The organism is Streptomyces sp. NPDC046557 (assembly GCF_040645975.1).
Classification (GTDB): Bacteria; Actinomycetota; Actinomycetes; order Streptomycetales; family Streptomycetaceae; genus Streptomyces.
This window is the reverse complement of the sequence record NZ_JBEYZH010000002.1, coordinates 116,472-133,458: the sequence shown is the minus strand read 5'-3', so window position 1 is coordinate 133,458 and position 16,987 is coordinate 116,472. Positions and strand designations below refer to the sequence as shown.

The following is a 16,987-nucleotide window of genomic DNA, read 5'->3' as shown; positions in this document are numbered from 1 at the left end:
CGGCGGCGTGCACCTCAAGTCCCTGACCCTGCGTGGCTTCAAATCCTTCGCTTCCGCCACCACCCTGCGGTTCGAACCCGGGATCACCTGCGTCGTGGGCCCCAACGGGTCGGGGAAGTCGAACGTGGTGGACGCGCTGTCCTGGGTCATGGGCGAACAGGGGGCCAAGTCCCTGCGCGGCGGGAAGATGGAGGACGTCATCTTCGCCGGCACGACGGGACGCCCCCCGCTCGGCCGCGCCGAGGTGTCCCTGACCATCGACAACTCCGACGGCGCCCTGCCCATCGAGTACGCCGAGGTGACCCTCACCCGGATCATGTTCCGCGGCGGCAGCAGCGAGTACCAGATCAACGGGGACACCTGCCGGCTGCTCGACATCCAGGAACTGCTCTCCGACTCCGGCATCGGCCGCGAGATGCACGTCATCGTCGGACAGGGCCAACTCGACTCGGTCCTGCACGCCGACCCGATGGGCCGCCGAGCCTTCATCGAGGAGGCGGCCGGTGTGCTCAAGCACCGCAAGCGCAAGGAGAAGGCGCTGCGGAAGCTGGACGCGATGCAGGTCAACCTGGCGCGCGTGCAGGACCTGGGCGACGAGCTCCGGCGCCAGTTGAAGCCGCTCGGGCGGCAGGCGGCGGTGGCCCGCCGGGCGGCGGTGATCCAGGCGGACCTGCGGGACGCGCGACTGCGGCTGCTCGCCGACGACCTCGTCGCGCTGCGGGGCGCGCTGGAGGCGGAGATCGCCGACGAGGCGGCGCTCAAGGAGCGCAAGGAGTCGGCGGAGCGTGAACTCGCGGGGGCGCTGCGGCGCGAGGCGGAGCTGGAGGAGGCGGTACGGGACCTCGCGCCGCGCCTGCACCGGGCGCAGCAGACCTGGTACGAGCTGTCGCAGCTCGCCGAGCGGGTACGGGGGACGGCGTCACTGGCCGAGGCGCGGGTCAAGTCGGCCTCGGCCCCGGCGGAGGAGGAGCGACGCGGCCGTGATCCCGAGGAGCTGGAACGGGAGGCCGAGCGGATCCGCGAGCAGGAGGCGGAGTTGACCGCGGCGCTGGAGGCGGCCTCGCGGGCGCTGGAGGACACCGTCGAACACCGGGCGGAGCTGGAGCGGGCGCTGGCGGAGGAGGAGCGGCGGCTGCGGGACGCGGCGCGGGCCATCGCCGACCGGCGCGAGGGGCTGGCCCGGCTGACCGGGCGGCTCGGCGCTGCGCGGTCCCGGGCGGGCGCGGCGCAGGCGGAGATCGACCGGTTGATCGCGGCCAGGGACGAGGCGGGGGCCCGGGCGGAGGCCGCGCAGGCCGAGTACGAGGCGCTGGCGGAGGAGGTCGGCGGCCTCGACGAACCGTCGGCGCAGGGGGAGTACGAGGCGGCGCGGAACCGGCTGGAGCAGGCGGACGCGGAGCTGGCCGGGGCGCGTGAGGCACTGACCGCGGCGGAGCGGTCGCGGGCGGCGGTGTCGGCGCGGCGGGACGCGCTGGCGTTGGGCCTGCGGCGCAAGGACGGCACCGGGGCGCTGCTGGCCGCGGACGCCGGGGACCGGCTGGGCGGTTTGCTGGGGCCCGCGGCCGAACGGGTCCGGGTGGCGGCGGGGTACGAGGTCGCGGTGGCGGCGGCGCTGGGCGCGGCGGCCGACGCGGTGGCGGTCGCGTCGCCGGGGGAGGCGGCGGAGGCCATCCGCCACCTCCGCGAGGCGGACGCGGGCCGTGCGACGCTGCTGATCACCCCTCCGGGCGCCGACCCCGCGCTCCCCCTCCCGAACCAGCCCGGCACCCCGGGCGCCTCCTCGGCGCAGCCCACGCCACCGATCGGCACCCCGGCGCAGGGCGGGGCCGGTTCCGAGGCCGGCGTGCCGGGTCCCGCGGCCGGCAGCCGTGACGGCACCTCGGCGCAGGGCTGGACTGACTCCGAGGTCGGCACCCCGGACGGCACCCCGGTGCAGGGCGAGGCCGGGGGGCCGGGCGCCTCCTCGGGGCAGAGCGAGGCCGGCGTCCCGGGCGCCTCCTCGGGGCAGGCCGTCCCGCAGCGTGGTGACGCTGCCGTCGGTGGGGCGCAGGAGGCCACCTGCGACGGCGCAGCCGGTGGGTTCCGGAACGGGACCGGCCGGTCGGAGGGCTGCCTCGGCGGGGCCGCGCAGCGGGGGGCACACGGCACCGCCGGAGGTCCCTTGAGCGCGTCCGCCGCCCGGGCCGTCCCGCCCGGCGGGGTCCCGGCGCAGCCCGCGCGGCCCGGCGGGGTCCCCGACGGGACAACCGGCGCGCTCCGGAACGGCACAGGCCGGTCCGAAGCCTCCTCCGCCGGCGCCCCGGACGGGGCCGGCTCGCGGGCCGTGACGGCGGCCGGGCAGGAGCGTCGCGCGGCGCGGCACGGGGCCGTGGGTCTGGAGTCGGCCGTGGCCGCCGCCGTATTGGTGGAGGGCGACACAGCGGTGGTACGGGCCATCGGGTGGGTGCTGCGGGACTACGTAGTGGTATCGACCCTGGCGCAGGCCGAGGCGGTCGTCGCCGAGCACCCCGACCTCGTGGCAGTGACCGCAGACGGGGACGTGCTCGGCACCCACATCGCCCACGGCGGTTCCGCCGGGGCGCCCAGCCTGCTCGAAGTGCAGGCCGCCGTGGACGAGGCCGATGCCGAGTTCACCCGTCTGGAGGCCGAGTGCGCACGGCTCGCCGCCGCTCAGGACGCCGCCCAGGACGGGCGCCGGGCCGCAGCCGCCCTCGTGGACGAGCTGGGCGAGCGGCGCCGGGCCGGCGAACAGGCCCGCGCCCAGGTCGCGCAGCAGCTCGGCAGGCTCGCCGGACAGGCCAAGGGCGCCGCCGGCGAGGCCGAGCGGAGCGCCGCCGCCGCGGCCCGGGCGCAGGACGCGTTGGACCAGGCCCGGCTGGAGGTCGAGGAGTGCGCCGAGCGGCTCGCGGTCGCCGAGGAGATGCCCGTGCAACAGGAACCCGACACCTCCGCCCGGGACCGGCTCGCCGCCGACGGCGCCAACGCCCGGCAGACCGAGATGGAGGCCCGGCTCCAGCTCCGCACCCACGAGGAGCGGGTCAGCGGGCTGGCGGGTCGCGCGGACTCCCTCGACCGCGCCGCCCGCGCCGAGCGCGAGGCCCGCGCCCGGGCGGAGCGCCGCCGGCAGCGGCTGCGCCACGAGGCGGAGGTGGCCCGGGCGGTCGCCGACGGCGCGCGGCAACTGCTCGCGCACCTGGAGGTGTCGATCGGCCGGGCCGAGCAGGAACGGTCCCTCGCCGAGCGGGCCAAGGGCCTGCGGGAAAGGGAGCTCGCCGACGCCCGCGCCCGGGGGCGTGACCTCAAGGGGGAGCTGGACAAGCTCACCGACTCCGTGCACCGGGGCGAGGTGCTCGGCGCCGAGAAGCGGATGCGGATCGAGCAGGTGGAGAGCCGGGCCCTGGAGGAGTTCGGGGTGGGGGCGGCCGGGCTGGTCGCCGAGTACGGCCCCGACCAGCCGGTGCCGCCGTCGCCGCCCGCCGAGGGGGAGGAGCTTCCCGAGGACCCGGAGCACCCGCGCAACCGTCCGGGCCCCTTCGACCGCGCCCGGCAGGAGAAGCGCCTGAGGGCGGCGGAGCGCGCGTACCAGCAGCTCGGCAAGGTCAACCCGCTCGCGCTGGAGGAGTTCGCGGCCTTGGAGGAGCGTCACAAGTTCCTCAGTGAGCAGCTTGCGGACCTGCGCAAGACGCGGGCGGATCTCCTTCAAGTCGTGAAGGAGGTCGACCAGCGGGTGGAACAGGTCTTCACGGAGGCGTACCGGGATACGGCCCGCGAGTTCGAGGGAGTGTTCGCGCGTTTGTTCCCGGGCGGCGAGGGCAGGCTGGTGCTCACCGATCCGGACGACATGCTGTCCACCGGGGTGGACGTGGAGGCCCGGCCGCCGGGCAAGAAGGTCAAGCGGCTCTCCCTGCTCTCCGGCGGGGAGCGGTCGCTGACCGCCGTGGCCCTGCTGGTCTCCATCTTCAAGGCCCGGCCCAGCCCGTTCTACGTGATGGACGAAGTGGAGGCTGCCCTTGACGACACCAACCTGCAGCGGCTCATCCGCATCATGGCGGAGCTACGGGAGAGCTCGCAGCTGATCGTCATCACGCACCAGAAGCGGACGATGGAGATCGCGGACGCCCTCTACGGCGTCTCGATGCAGGGCGACGGCGTGTCGAAGGTCATCAGTCAGCGGCTGCGCTGACCGGATCGTGGCATCCGACCAGCGTTCATTCAAGAAGTGAACCTCAAGGCTTATGAACGTAACCCGAGCGAAGTGTTGACTTCACAAACTGAAGACATAAGCTCTGCTCCGCTGCCTTATCCCTTCGGGTGGTGCCGGTTCCCCACTTGTGCGCCACTTGAAAGGAACCACCCCCACCCGCCACCGCAGCCGGGCACGCAGGAGCAGACCTTGACCAGCAGAACAGAGCAGGCGTCGGCCTCGGGCGGCGGACGCCCGCCCCACCCCGACCACCTCGGGCACGTCATCTTCATCACCGCGGCCGCGGCCATGGGCGGTTTCCTCTTCGGATACGACAGCTCGGTCATCAACGGCGCCGTAGTCGCGATCCGGGACCGCTTCGACGTCGGCTCCGGCACCCTCGCGCAAGTGATCGCGGCAGCCCTGATCGGCTGCGCGATCGGCGCGGCCACGGCCGGCCGGATCGCCGACCGGATCGGCCGTATCCGCTGCATGCAGATCGCCGCCTCCCTGTTCACCGTGAGCGCCATCGGCTCCGCCCTGCCGTTCGCCCTCTGGGACCTCGCCATGTGGCGAGTCATCGGCGGCTTCGGCATCGGCATGGCCTCGGTCATCGGCCCCGCCTACATCGCCGAGGTCTCGCCGGCCGCCTACCGCGGCCGGCTCGCCTCGTTCCAGCAGGCGGCCATCGTCATCGGCATCGCCGTCTCGCAGCTGGTCAACTGGGGCATCCTGAACCTCGCGGACGGCGACCAGCGCGGCAAGATCGGCGGCCTCGAAGCCTGGCAGTGGATGCTCGGCGTGATGGTCGTCCCGGCCGTCCTCTACGGGCTGATGTCCTTCGTCATCCCCGAGTCCCCGCGCTTCCTGATCTCGATCGGCCGTACCGACGACGCCAAGAAGGTGCTGGGCGAGGTCGAGGGTTCCGGCGTCGACCTCGACGCGCGGGCCGCCGAGATCGAGCACGCGATGCGATCCGAGCACAAGTCCACCTTCCGGGACCTGCTCGGCGGCCGCTTCGCCTTCCTGCCCATCGTCTGGATCGGCATCGGCCTCTCCGTCTTCCAGCAGCTCGTCGGCATCAACGTGATCTTCTACTACAGCTCCGCGCTGTGGCAGTCCGTCGGCATCAACCCGACCAGCTCGTTCCTCTACGCCTTCACCACCTCGATCATCAACATCATCGGCACGGTGATCGCGATGATCTTCGTGGACCGGCTCGGGCGCAAGCCGCTCGCCCTCATCGGCTCCGTCGGCATGGCGATCTCCCTCGGCATCGCCGCGTGGGCGTTCTCCTTCAAGAAGGGCACCGGCGACAACATCTCCATGCCCGACACCCAAGGCACGGTCGCGCTGGTCGCCGCGCACTCCTTCGTGCTCTTCTTCGCGCTGTCCTGGGGCGTGGTGGTCTGGGTGCTGCTCGGCGAGATGTTCCCCAACCGCATTCGCGCCGCCGCGCTCGGCGTCGCCGCCGCCGCCCAGTGGATCGCCAACTGGGTCATCACCGTGACGTTCCCGTCGCTGGCCGACTGGAGCCTGTCCGGGGCGTATGTCATCTACGCGGTCTTCGCCGCGCTCTCGATCCCGTTCATCCTCAAGTGGGTGCCGGAGACCAAGGGCAAGGCGTTGGAGGAGATGGGGTAATCATCCCCGCCACCGCCCCCTCTCCTCTTCGACAGGTACTGCCCCGGCTCGGCCCTTGAGCCGGGGCAGTACCTGTTCGCACAGCAGTTGCAGGCTGCGCCGGCCCTCGTCGACGGGCATCCCGCCGCACAGCGGGTGCAGCACCAGGTTCCCCGCGTCGCCCGCCCCCCGGGCGTACGCCACCGCCTGCTCCGGGGTCAGGACCCGGTACACGCGCTCCGCGCGCAGCTCCGCCACCGAGCGCGCGGTCGAGCGCACCGCGCTGCGGATGTCCTTGGACTGCCAGGACGCGTACATGCCCGCCTCGTGCAGGAAGCACGCGCCGTGCTCGGCCCACACCCGGTCGGGGTCCTCCGCGATGTGCAGCAGCGGGGTCTCGGCGGCGGGCATCACGCAGAAGCCCTCCGTGCCGTACTCCGCCAGCCTGGCCCGGTAGTAGGTCTCCAGCTCCGGGAGGTGCGCGCTCGGGAAGAACGGCAGCCCCAGCCGGGCCGCGCGCCGGGCCGCCGCCTCGGAGCTGCCGCCGACCAGCAGCAGCGGGTGCGGCCGGGTGAACGGCCGCGGGGTGACCCGTACCGTGCGGCCGCGGAAGACGAAGGGCTCGCCGGTCCACGCCCGGAGCAGCGTCTCCAGCAACTCGTCCTGGAGCTTGCCGCGCCGGCCCCACTCCACCCCCTGCTGCTCGTACTCCTGCGGCCGGTAGCCGATGCCCGCGACGGTCACCAGCCGGCCACCGCTCAGCAGGTCGAGGACGGCGATGTCCTCCGCCACCTTCAACGGGTCGTAGAGCGGCCCGATGATCGCCGAGACGGTGACGGCGATCCGGCGCGTGGCCCCGAACACCGCTCCGGCGAAGGCGAAGGGCGAGGGCAGCCAGTTGTTGTCGGTGCCGTGGTGCTCCTCGGTCTGGATCGTGTCGACCCCGCGGTCGTCCGCGTACCGGGCCATCTCCAGGGCCGCCCGGTAGCGGTCGCGCAGGCTCTCGGGGGTGCCGTTCGGCTCGACCAGATTGAACCGGGCCACGGTGATGGGCATGGAGGAGTCCCCCTTCGCCTGGTGGGGTGGACGGGCGAAGGGGGACGTTAGCTGACGTAGCGTCAGTTGGACAGGGATCCGGCGAGCGCGGGTTCTTCCGGCTCGGCCGCCCCGTCGAACGGCGCGGTGCGCGGCAGTACGGCGTACAGCGCACCGGAGGTGAGGACGCCGACCGCCCAGCCCAGCCCGTTCCGCCCGATCCAGCTCCCGGACAGCGGCCCGGCGAACCAGTCCACCTTGGTGAACAGCAGGCCCACCACCAGCGCCGCGCCCCAGGCCGTCATGGCCTGCCAGGCGAAGCCGCCGCGGTACCAGTAGGCGCTGCCCCGGGTCGTGTCCAGCAGCGCGGGGCCGTCGTAGGTCTCGCGCCGCAGCATGTCCACGCCGAAGACGCCGATCCACGCGGAGAAGGCCACGGCCAGCAGCGTCAGGAAGGAGATGAACGAGCCGAAGAAGCTCTTGGCGACCACCATCAGCAGGAAGCCGAACGCCAGGCTGATGACGGCGTTGACGCTGACGGCCCAGGCGCGCGGCACCCTGATGCCCAGGGTCTGCGCGGTGAAGCCGGCCGAGTACATGGACATCGAGTTGATCAGCAGCATGCCCACGAGCGCGATCAGCAGGTACGGGACCGCCAGCCAGACCGGCAGCAACTCCCCGATGAAGGAGACCGGGTCCGCGGCGGACGCCAGGTCGGGAGTGCCGACCGCCATCACCGCGCCCATGAGCACCATGGGCAGGACGACGATCCCCGCGCCACCGATCGTCGCGCCGACCATGCCCTTGGCGGACGCGGTGCGCGGCAGGTACCGGGTGAAGTCCGGACCGGACGGGACCCAGCTGATCCCGCCCGCCGCGATCGTGCCGATGCCCGCGATCATCATGGCGGTGGAGCCGGCCGGCTTGTCGAAGACGGCGGCCCAGTCGGTGGTGAGGACCAGATAGCCGAGCACCAGCACGCTGAACGCGCCGAAGAGGTACGTCGACCACTTCGAGCAGACCCGCAGGGCGTTGATGCCGAGCCCCGACACCACGAACGTGCAGGTGACGAAGAACAGCAGCGTGACGACGATCAGCGGGGTGTTGGGCCGCACGCCGAAGAGGAGGTCCAGGACGGTCAGGACGGCGTAGGCGCCGCTCACCGCGTTGATGGTCTCCCAGCCCCAGCGGGCCACCCAGATCAGCGCGCCGGGGAAGAGGTTCCCGCGCTGCCCGAAGACCGCCCGCGAGAGCGCCATGCCCGGGGAGCCGCCGCGCTTGCCCGCGATCGAGATCAGCCCGACCATGCCGTACGAGACGACGGGCGCGGCGAGCGCGACGACGAGCACCTGCCAGATGTTCAACTTGTTGAAGATCACCAGCCCGGCGCCCATGGTCAGCAGCAGCACGCTGATGTTCGCGGCGACCCAGGTGGGGACGAGCTCGCGGACGCGACCGCCGCGCTCGCTGTCCGGGACGGGCTCCAGGCCGCGGGTCTCGACCGCGGACTCTGCGGGCTCGGCAGGCATGTACGACTCCGGGGATGTGGGGGAGTCGTACATCATCGTATTTTCGCCCGGAAAAGCACAAATTGAGGATTCGGCCCCGGGCACAGCTCCGGCTCAGGGGACCCGGGAGACCTCACGCCATACTGGGTGGGTTATGGAAATCCTCATTCTCGCTGTAGTCATCGCCCTGGTCGCGGTCGGCGCGGTCAGCGGGCTCGTGGTCAGCAGCCGCAAGAAGAAGCAGCTGCCGCCCACGGCGCCGCCGAGCACGCCGACCATCACTGCCCCGCCCGCCGAACCGCAGGTCGGGGAGGACGCCGCACCGACGGCGGAAGAGCCGCGCCGCACGATCGAGGAGGTCGAGCTTCCCGACGCGCAGACCGCCGTCGAGTCGCCGGTCGCCGTCGAGGACCCGGTGGTCGGGCTCGCGCCCGCCCCCGAGATCGAGGTGCCCGAGCCCACCGCCGGCCGTCTGGTCCGGCTGCGCGCGCGGCTCGCCCGCTCGCAGAACTCGCTCGGCAAGGGGCTGCTCACGCTGCTCTCCCGCGAGCACCTCGACGAGGACACCTGGGAGGAGATCGAGGAGACCCTCCTCATCGCCGACGTCGGTGTCGTCCCGACGCAGGAGCTGGTGGACCGGCTCCGTGAGCGGGTCCGGGTGCTCGGCACCCGCACCCCGGCCGAACTGCGCACCCTGTTGAAGGAAGAGCTGCTGACCCTGGTCGGCACGGACTTCGACCGCGCGGTGAAGACCGAGAGCGGCGTGGACACCCCGGGTGTCGTGATGGTCGTCGGCGTCAACGGCACCGGCAAGACCACGACCACCGGCAAGCTGGCCCGGGTGCTGGTCGCCGACGGCCGCAGCGTCGTACTCGGCGCGGCCGACACCTTCCGCGCGGCCGCCGCCGACCAGCTCCAGACCTGGGGCGACCGGGTCGGCGCGCGCACCGTCCGCGGGCCCGAGGGCGGTGACCCCGCCTCGATCGCCTACGACGCGGTCAAGGAGGGCATCGCCGAGGGCGCCGACGTCGTGCTCATCGACACCGCCGGCCGGCTGCACACGAAGACCGGGCTCATGGACGAGCTCGGCAAGGTCAAGCGCGTCGTGGAGAAGCACGGCCCGCTGGACGAGGTCCTGCTGGTCCTGGACGCGACCACCGGGCAGAACGGCCTGACCCAGGCGCGTGTCTTCGCCGAGGTCGTGGACATCACCGGCATCGTGCTGACCAAGCTCGACGGCACCGCGAAGGGCGGCATCGTCGTCGCCGTCCAGCGCGAGCTGGGCGTCCCCGTCAAGCTGATCGGTCTCGGCGAGGGCCCGGACGACCTGGCCCCCTTCGAGCCGGAGGCGTTCGTCGACGCCCTGATCGGCGACTGAGCCCCGCGGGCCGCGCCGCGCCCGCGCCGCCGTACGTACGTATGCCAGTGCCCCCGCATCCGGACCGGACGCGGGGGCACTGGCATACGTACGTACGGCGGCGCGGCGCAGGTCCTCAGTGGCGGAAGCGGTGGCAGATGTACGCCAGCGTCCCGAGCAGCAGCCGGGCCTGCGGGGCGCCGCCCACGCAGTCGAGCGCGGGCGGCCGCAGCCAGGCGGCCGGGCCGAGGCCCGCGTGGTCGGAGGGTGGGGCCGTCAGGAAGGCGCCGGTCCCCAGGGCGCGCAGGTCCAGATCGGCGTCGTCCCAGCCCATCCGGTACAACAACTGCGGCAGCCCGGCCGCCGCGCCCGGGGCCACGAAGAACTGCGCCCGGCCGTCCGGGGTCACCGTGACGGGACCGAGCGGCAGGCCCATCCGCTCCAGCCGGACCAGCGCGCGCCGGCCGGCTTCCTCGGAGACCTCGATGACGTCGAAGACGCGGCCGACGGGGAGCAGGATCGCGGCGCCCGGGTACTCGTCCCAGATTTCGGCGACCTCGCCCAGGGTCGCCCCCGCGGGCACGGTGGGGGCGAAGTCCAGCGGGTGCGCCCCCGGCGCGCGGCAATTCGTATGACCGCAGGAGCAGTCGCGTCCGGGTGCCGCGGCGCGGGCGCCGGGGACCGCGTCCCAGCCCCACAGTCCGGTGTACTCGGCCACCGCGGTGCACTCCGAGGTCCGTCCGCGCCGCCGCGAGCCGGAACGGAACTCCTTGGTGCCGCGGCTGCCGCCGATCGTGAAGCCCATGCCCATGCCCCCTCCAACGGGTCGGACGCGCCGGTGGTTACGACGCGGCGAGACCTGATGTCCGGCGGGTCGGGGTACGGCTTCCCTCGGGACTGCCCGGCGCACTCCTCGCCGCGCGCGCCCCGTCCGCGCTCCCGTCCAACCATTCCGTTTCGCCTTCCTGTCAAGTGAATCGCGCCTGGCCCGTGGCGAGTTCATTCGAAGGGGTGGCGAATGGTGGCGTTTCCACGGTCGGGCTCGCCGGAGGGGTGATCGTAGGATTACTTTCGGTGCACGAACCCCGGAGGCGACCCCATCCGTGGGTATGCCGGAGGCAATACGTGAAGGACTTGTGAAGTCCGTGGCGGTGGCCGACGTTCCGGTCAGGGTTTGTGCGGAAGAGGCTTAACGGATGGGGGCGTTCCAGTGAGCGGCAACGGCGCAAGCGGAAGGAACGGGCAGTCGTCCGCGTCCTCGGAGGCGCCGTCGGACACCGTCGTCCGCAACGAGCAGCTCAGTTCCTGGTTCGTGCGCAGCGGCTGGTCCAAGGGCGAACTCGCCCGCCAGGTCAACCGCCGGGCCCGCCAGATGGGCGCCCACCACATCAGCACCGACACCTCGCGGGTACGCCGCTGGCTCGACGGTGAACAGCCCCGCGAACCCGTCCCGCGCATCCTGTCCGAGCTGTTCTCCGAACGCTTCGGTTCCGTCGTCGCCATCGAACAGCTCGGCCTGCGCACCGCCCACCAGACCCCGTCCGTGTCCGGCGTCGACCTGCCCTGGGCCGGACCGCAGACGGTCGAACTGCTCAGCGAGTTCTCCCGCAGCGACCTGATGCTGGCCCGCCGCGGCTTCCTGGGGACCTCCCTCGCCCTCTCCGCCGGTCCCGCCCTCATCGAGCCCATGCAGCGCTGGCTCGTCCCGGTCCCGGCCGCCGACCCCGGATCGCGCATCGAGGGCGGGCCGGCGGGACCCATCGCAGGCTACCGGCCGGCCGGGCTCTCCGATCCGGAACTCGACCTGCTCGAAGCCACCACCGTGATGTTCCGCCAGTGGGACGCCCAGTGCGGCGGCGGCCTGCGCCGCAAGGCGGTCGTCGGACAGCTCCACGAGGTCACCGACCTGCTCCAGGAGAGCCACCCGGCGCCCGTCATGAAACGCCTCTTCAAGGTCGCCGCCGAACTCGCCGAACTGGCGGGCTGGATGAGCTATGACATCGGCCTGCACCCCACCGCGCAGAAGTACTTCGTCCTCGCGCTGCACGCCGCCAAGGAGGGCGGCGACAAGCCGCTCGGCTCCTACATCCTCTCCAACATGGGCCGCCAGATGATCCACCTCGGACGCCCCGAGGACGCCCTGGAACTCATCCACCTCGCCCAGTACGGAAGCCGCGACTGCGCCGGTCCCCGCACCCAGGCCATGCTGTATGCGATGGAGGCCCGCGCGTACGCCAACATGGGCCAGCCCAGCCGCTGCAAGCGCGCCGTCCGGATGGCCGAGGACACCTTCGGCGACGTCGGTTTCGACGGCGAGCCCGAGCCCGACTGGATCCGCTTCTTCTCCGAGGCCGAGCTCAACGGCGAGAACTCCCACTCCTACCGGGACCTCGCCTACGTCGCCGGCCGCAGCCCCACCTACGCCTCCCTCGCCGAACCCGTCATGGAACGGGCCGTCGAGCTGTTCGCGAAGGACCCGGAGCACCAGCGCTCGTACGCCCTGAACCTCATCGGCATGGCCACGGTCCACCTCCTCCAGCGCGAGCCCGAGCAGGCGACCGTCCTCGTCGACCAGGCCCTAGACGTGGCCCGAAAGGTACGGTCCGAACGGGTGAACACCCGGCTGCGCAAGACCGTCGACACCGCGGCCCGTGAGTACGGCGACGTCGCCGAGGTGGTCCGGCTCACCGATCACCTCGCCTCCCGGCTCCCCGAAGCGGCGGAGGCCGTCTGACGGCCCTGACAGCCGTCCCCCCAGCCCCGGCCGCGGCGGCCGACCCCGTGAAGCCCGATCAGGCTCCCCCAGCCAGGCCACCCGGGTCCCCGCCGCGGCCGGCTTGGTGACGTTCATCCCCCCGTAACACCACGAGCGCCTTCGTCACCGGTGCGAAACATCGAGCGGCGGCGCCGGAAACCGGGCTGCGCGAATCTCAGGGGCATTAACCGGCCGGCCTCCAGGCCCACACCAGCGGGCCCCATACCCCGCGCCGCTCAAGTAGCCACGATCGCCCGCACGCGCACGTACGACGACGAGGAGACGCCGATGGCATCAGCCATCACGACCCTCGCGGCAGACGCCCCCTCCCTCTCTGCCGCGAACACCGGGTTCATGCTCATCTGCTCCGCCCTGGTCATGCTGATGACCCCGGGACTCGCCTTCTTCTACGGAGGCATGGTCCGCGTCAAGAGCAGCCTCAACATGCTCATGATGAGCTTCATCAGCCTCGGGATCGTCACGATCCTGTGGGTCCTCTACGGCTTCAGCCTCGCCTTCGGCACCGACGCGGGCTCCCTCATCGGCTGGAACTCCGACTACGTCGGACTGAGCGGCATCGGCATCACCGAGCTCTGGGACGGCTACACCATCCCGGTCTACGTCTTCGCCGTCTTCCAGCTGATGTTCGCCGTCATCACCCCCGCCCTGATCAGCGGCGCCCTCGCCGACCGCGTCAAGTTCAGCGCCTGGGCGTTGTTCACCGCCCTGTGGGTGAGCCTCGTCTACTTCCCCGTCGCCCACTGGGTCTGGGGCACCGGCGGCTGGCTCTTCAAGCTCGGCGTCATCGACTTCGCCGGCGGCACCGCCGTCCACATCAACGCCGGCGCCGCCGCCCTCGGCGTGATCCTCGTCATCGGCAAGCGCGTCGGCTTCAAGAGGGACCTGATGCGCCCCCACAGCCTCCCGCTGGTCATGCTGGGCGCCGGCCTCCTCTGGTTCGGCTGGTTCGGCTTCAACGCCGGCTCCTGGCTCGGCAACGACGACGGCGTCGGCGCCGTCATGTTCGTCAACACCCAGGTCGCCACCGCTGCCGCCATGCTCGCCTGGCTCGGCTACGAGAAGCTGCGCCACGGCTCCTTCACCACCCTCGGCGCCGCCTCCGGCGCGGTCGCCGGCCTCGTCGCCATCACCCCCTCCGGCGGCTCCTGCTCACCGCTCGGCGCGATCGCCATCGGCGCCATCGCCGGTGTCGTCTGCGCCATGGCGGTCGGCCTGAAGTACCGGTTCGATTTCGACGACTCCCTCGACGTGGTCGGCGTCCACCTCGTCGGCGGGATCATCGGCTCCCTCCTCGTCGGCCTCTTCGCCACCGGCGGCGTCCAGTCCGACGCCAAGGGCCTCTTCTACGGCGGCGGTCTGGACCAGCTCGGCAAGCAGGCCGTAGGCGTCTTCGCCGTCCTCGCCTACTCTCTCCTCGCGTCCGCGATCCTCGCCTTCCTGCTCGACAAGACGATCGGGATGCGGGTCTCCGAGGACGACGAGGTCTCCGGCATCGACCAGGTCGAGCACGCCGAGACCGCCTACGACTTCAGCGGGGCGGGCGGCGGCGCCTCCTCCCGGAGCACCGCCGCACCCACCCCCGTTGCCGCCGCGACCAAGAAGGTTGACGCATGAAGCTGATCACCGCGATCGTCAAGCCGCACCGGCTCGACGAGATCAAGGACGCCCTCCAGCGGTTCGGGGTCCAGGGACTCACGGTCTCCGAGGCCAGCGGCTACGGCCGCCAGCGCGGCCACACCGAGGTCTACCGGGGCGCCGAGTACACCGTGGACCTCGTACCGAAGATCCGCATCGAGGTGGTCGTCGAGGACGACGCGGCCGACGACGTGATGAACGTGCTGGTCACCGCCGCCCACACCGGCAAGATCGGTGACGGCAAGGTGTGGAGCGTCCCCGTGGACTCGATCATCAGGGTCCGCACCGGCGAACGCGGCGCGGACGCGCTCTAGGCGACGGGAGCCCCCGGGTGACGAGTGTGGAGAACACGACCGCCGAACTGTCCGATCCGGACGGCTCGGGACCCGGCGGCTACGCCGCGGCCCGGCTGCGACTCCTCCGGGAGGAGTCGCGGTCCGGGCCCTCCCGGCGTTCCGCCCTGTCCGCGCTGACCGACGACTGGCTGAACGCCCTGTTCACCAGGGCCGCGCGGGAGACCGGCGTCCGGGGCGCGGCCCTCGTCGCCGTCGGCGGCTACGGCCGGGCCGAACTCTCCCCCCGCAGCGACCTCGACCTGCTGCTCCTGCACGACGGCAAGGCCCCCGCCAAGGCACTCGGCGCGCTCGCCGACCGCCTCTGGTACCCGGTGTGGGACCTGGGCGTGGCCCTGGACCACTCCGTGCGCACTCCCGCCGAGGCCCGCAAGACCGCGGCCGAGGACCTCAAGGTGCAGCTCGGACTGCTCGACGCCAGGCCCGTCGCCGGCGACGCCGGACTCCTCGCCGGGCTGCGCACCGCCGTCCTGGCCGACTGGCGCAACCAGGCCGCCAAACGACTCCCACAGCTGCACGCCCTCTGTCGCGAACGGGCCGAGAAGGCCGGTGAGCTGCGCTTCCTGCTGGAGCCCGACCTCAAGGAGGCCCGCGGCGGGCTCCGCGACGCCGCCGCGCTGCGCGCCGTCGCCGCGTCGTGGCTGGCCGACGCCCCGCGCGAGGGGCTGGCCGAGGCCCGGCGGCGGCTGCTCGACGCCCGGGACGCCCTGCACCTGGTGACGGGCCGGGCCACCGACCGGCTCTCCCTCCAAGAGCAGGACCAGGTCGCGGCGCGGCTCGGGCTGCTCGACGCGGACGCGCTGCTGCGCGAGGTGTACGAGGCCGCACGGGTCATCTCCTACGCCGGGGACGTCACCTGGCGGGAGGTCGGGCGGGTCCTGCGGTCCCGGGCCGCCCGACCGAAGCTGCGCGGCCTGCTGCTGGGCGCGCGCGGGCCCGCCGTGGAACGGGCACCGCTGGCCGAGGGCGTCGTGGAGTCCGACGGCGAGGCCGTCCTCGCCCTCGCCGCCCGGCCCGACCGGGACCCCGTGCTGGCGCTGCGCTTCGGGGCGGCCGCCGCGCAGGCGGGCCTGCCCGTCTCCCTGCACTCCGTACGCCGCCTCGCGGCCCAGGGCAAGGCGCTGCCCGTGCCCTGGCCCGCCGAGGCGCGGGAGCAACTGATCACCCTGCTCGGCGCGGGCGAGCCGACCGTCGGGGTGTGGGAGGCGCTCGAAGCCGAGGGACTGATCACCCGGCTGCTGCCCGACTGGGAGCGGGTGCACTGCCGGCCGCAGCGCAACCCCGTGCACACCTGGACCGTGGACCGGCACCTGGTGGAGACGGCGGTCCGGGCCGCCGCCCTCACCCGCCGCGTCAGCCGCCCCGACCTGCTCCTGATGGCCGCCCTGCTCCACGACATCGGCAAGGGCTGGCCCGGCGACCACTCGGTGGCGGGGGAGACCATCGCCCGGGACATGGCCGTCCGCGTCGGCTTCGACGCCGAGGACGTGGCGGTGCTCGGCGCCCTCGTACGCCACCACCTGCTGCTCATCGACACCGCCACCCGGCGCGACCTGGACGACCCGGCCACCGTGCGCTCCGTCGCCGAAGCCGTCGGCTCGGCGGGCACGCTGGAGCTGCTCCACGCGCTGACCGAGGCCGACGCGCTGGCCACCGGCCCGGCGGCCTGGAGCACCTGGCGCGGCTCGCTCGTGGCGGACCTCGTCTCGCGGGTGGGGGCGGTCCTCAAGGGCGCGGCACCCGCCCCCACCGAACTGGGCATCCCGGTCACCGAACAGGAACGCCTCGCGGTGGAGGCGCTGCGCACCGGGGAGCCGGTCCTGGCCCTGGAGGCACGCCACGAGGAGGACGGGGTCGGGGTGGACCTGGTCGTGGCCGTCCCCGACCAGCCCGGGGTGCTGCCCGCCCTGGCCGGGGTGCTGGCGCTGCACCGGCTGACCGTCCGAGCGGCCGACCTGCGCTCGCTGGAGCTGCCGGACCGGCTGGGGGAGGTACTGGTGTTCCGCTGGCGGGTGGCCGCCGAGTACGGGGCCCTACCGGAGGCCGCCCGGCTGCGCACGGACCTGGTCCGGGCGCTCGACGGGTCGCTGGACGTCCCGGCGAAGCTGGCCGACCGGGAGGCCGCGTACCCCAGACGGCGCGGGGTGGTCCCGCCGCCGCCCCGGGTGACGGTGATGCCCGACGCGTCCTCCCTGGCCACCGTCCTGGAGGTGCGGGCCCCCGACGCCGTGGGCCTGCTCCACCGGATCGGCCGGGCCCTGGACGCGGGCGGCGTCCGCGTCCGCAGCGCCCACGTCTCCACGCTCGGCGCGAACGCGGTGGACACCCTCTACGTGGTCGACCTCGACGGCAAACCCCTGCCGCCCCGCGCCGCCGCCGCCCTTGCGGCGTCGGTCGAGACGGCCCTGCGCTGAGACGGTGGGCCCCGCGCCGGGCGCACCCGACGGTGGGCCCCGGACCGGAGACGGACCGCAGGGCCCACCACCGGTGAAGGGCCGATACCCTGGGGGACGACCA

Annotated in this window: 10 protein-coding genes; 7 read left to right on the top strand and 3 right to left on the bottom strand. The window is 73.0% G+C overall.

Translation table 11 applies throughout. The features are described 5' to 3' along the window. Positions 1 to 7 precede the first annotated feature (7 nt). Both ABZ934_RS05810 and ABZ934_RS05805 read left to right on the top strand, forming a co-directional pair. Entirely contained in the window at positions 8 to 4,183 is a 4,176-nt protein-coding gene (locus ABZ934_RS05810; protein WP_361308947.1) for an AAA family ATPase, read from the top strand. A gap of 210 nt (positions 4,184 to 4,393) precedes the next feature. Next, positions 4,394 to 5,827 (top strand): sugar porter family MFS transporter, encoded by a 1,434-nt coding sequence (locus ABZ934_RS05805; RefSeq protein ID WP_361308944.1) that lies wholly within the window; start codon positions 4,394 to 4,396, stop codon positions 5,825 to 5,827. Here the strand turns inward: ABZ934_RS05805 and ABZ934_RS05800 are convergent, their stop codons facing one another. Together ABZ934_RS05800 and ABZ934_RS05795 are read right to left on the bottom strand one after the other, a co-directional pair. Further along, positions 5,828 to 6,862, bottom strand: a complete 1,035-nt coding sequence (locus ABZ934_RS05800) for an LLM class flavin-dependent oxidoreductase (protein ID WP_361308942.1) — start codon at positions 6,860 to 6,862, stop codon at positions 5,828 to 5,830. 62 nt (positions 6,863 to 6,924) lie between these two features. After that, positions 6,925 to 8,370, bottom strand: a complete 1,446-nt coding sequence (locus ABZ934_RS05795; RefSeq protein WP_361308939.1) for a cytosine permease — start codon at positions 8,368 to 8,370, stop codon at positions 6,925 to 6,927. 133 nt (positions 8,371 to 8,503) lie between these two features. On the opposite strand from ABZ934_RS05795, the gene ftsY reads away from it, so the two are divergent. Further along, positions 8,504 to 9,727 (top strand): signal recognition particle-docking protein FtsY, encoded by a 1,224-nt coding sequence (gene ftsY / locus ABZ934_RS05790; protein WP_361308936.1) that lies wholly within the window; start codon positions 8,504 to 8,506, stop codon positions 9,725 to 9,727. Positions 9,728 to 9,842: 115 nt separating this feature from the next. Here the strand turns inward: ftsY and ABZ934_RS05785 are convergent, their stop codons facing one another. Then, the gene (locus ABZ934_RS05785; protein WP_361308934.1) at positions 9,843 to 10,511 is read right to left on the bottom strand and encodes a bifunctional DNA primase/polymerase; all 669 of its coding nucleotides are present in this window, start codon (positions 10,509 to 10,511) and stop codon (positions 9,843 to 9,845) included. A gap of 405 nt (positions 10,512 to 10,916) precedes the next feature. On the opposite strand from ABZ934_RS05785, the gene ABZ934_RS05780 reads away from it, so the two are divergent. From ABZ934_RS05780 to ABZ934_RS05765, 4 genes are all read left to right on the top strand, one after another. Further along, positions 10,917 to 12,440, top strand: a complete 1,524-nt coding sequence (locus ABZ934_RS05780) for a hypothetical protein (RefSeq protein WP_361308931.1) — start codon at positions 10,917 to 10,919, stop codon at positions 12,438 to 12,440. A 309-nt stretch (positions 12,441 to 12,749) separates the two neighbouring features. Further along, entirely contained in the window at positions 12,750 to 14,096 is a 1,347-nt protein-coding gene (locus ABZ934_RS05775) for an ammonium transporter (protein ID WP_361308928.1), read from the top strand. Next, the gene (locus ABZ934_RS05770; RefSeq protein WP_361308925.1) at positions 14,093 to 14,431 is read left to right on the top strand and encodes a P-II family nitrogen regulator; all 339 of its coding nucleotides are present in this window, start codon (positions 14,093 to 14,095) and stop codon (positions 14,429 to 14,431) included. The genes ABZ934_RS05775 and ABZ934_RS05770 overlap by 4 nt, the downstream gene beginning before the upstream one ends. A 17-nt stretch (positions 14,432 to 14,448) precedes the next feature. Beyond that, positions 14,449 to 16,884, top strand: coding sequence for a [protein-PII] uridylyltransferase (locus ABZ934_RS05765; RefSeq protein ID WP_361308923.1), 2,436 nt, complete (start codon positions 14,449 to 14,451; stop codon positions 16,882 to 16,884). Positions 16,885 to 16,987: the final 103 nt, after the last annotated feature.

Coding starts and splice junctions, on each gene's coding strand:
- ABZ934_RS05800 (WP_361308942.1), bottom strand. CDS start 6,862: ATGCCCATCACCGTGGCCCGGTTCAATCTGGTCGAGCCGAACGGCACC.
- ABZ934_RS05795 (WP_361308939.1), bottom strand. CDS start 8,370: ATGCCTGCCGAGCCCGCAGAGTCCGCGGTCGAGACCCGCGGCCTGGAG.
- ftsY (WP_361308936.1), top strand. CDS start 8,504: ATGGAAATCCTCATTCTCGCTGTAGTCATCGCCCTGGTCGCGGTCGGC.
- ABZ934_RS05785 (WP_361308934.1), bottom strand. CDS start 10,511: ATGGGCTTCACGATCGGCGGCAGCCGCGGCACCAAGGAGTTCCGTTCC.
- ABZ934_RS05775 (WP_361308928.1), top strand. CDS start 12,750: ATGGCATCAGCCATCACGACCCTCGCGGCAGACGCCCCCTCCCTCTCT.
- ABZ934_RS05770 (WP_361308925.1), top strand. CDS start 14,093: ATGAAGCTGATCACCGCGATCGTCAAGCCGCACCGGCTCGACGAGATC.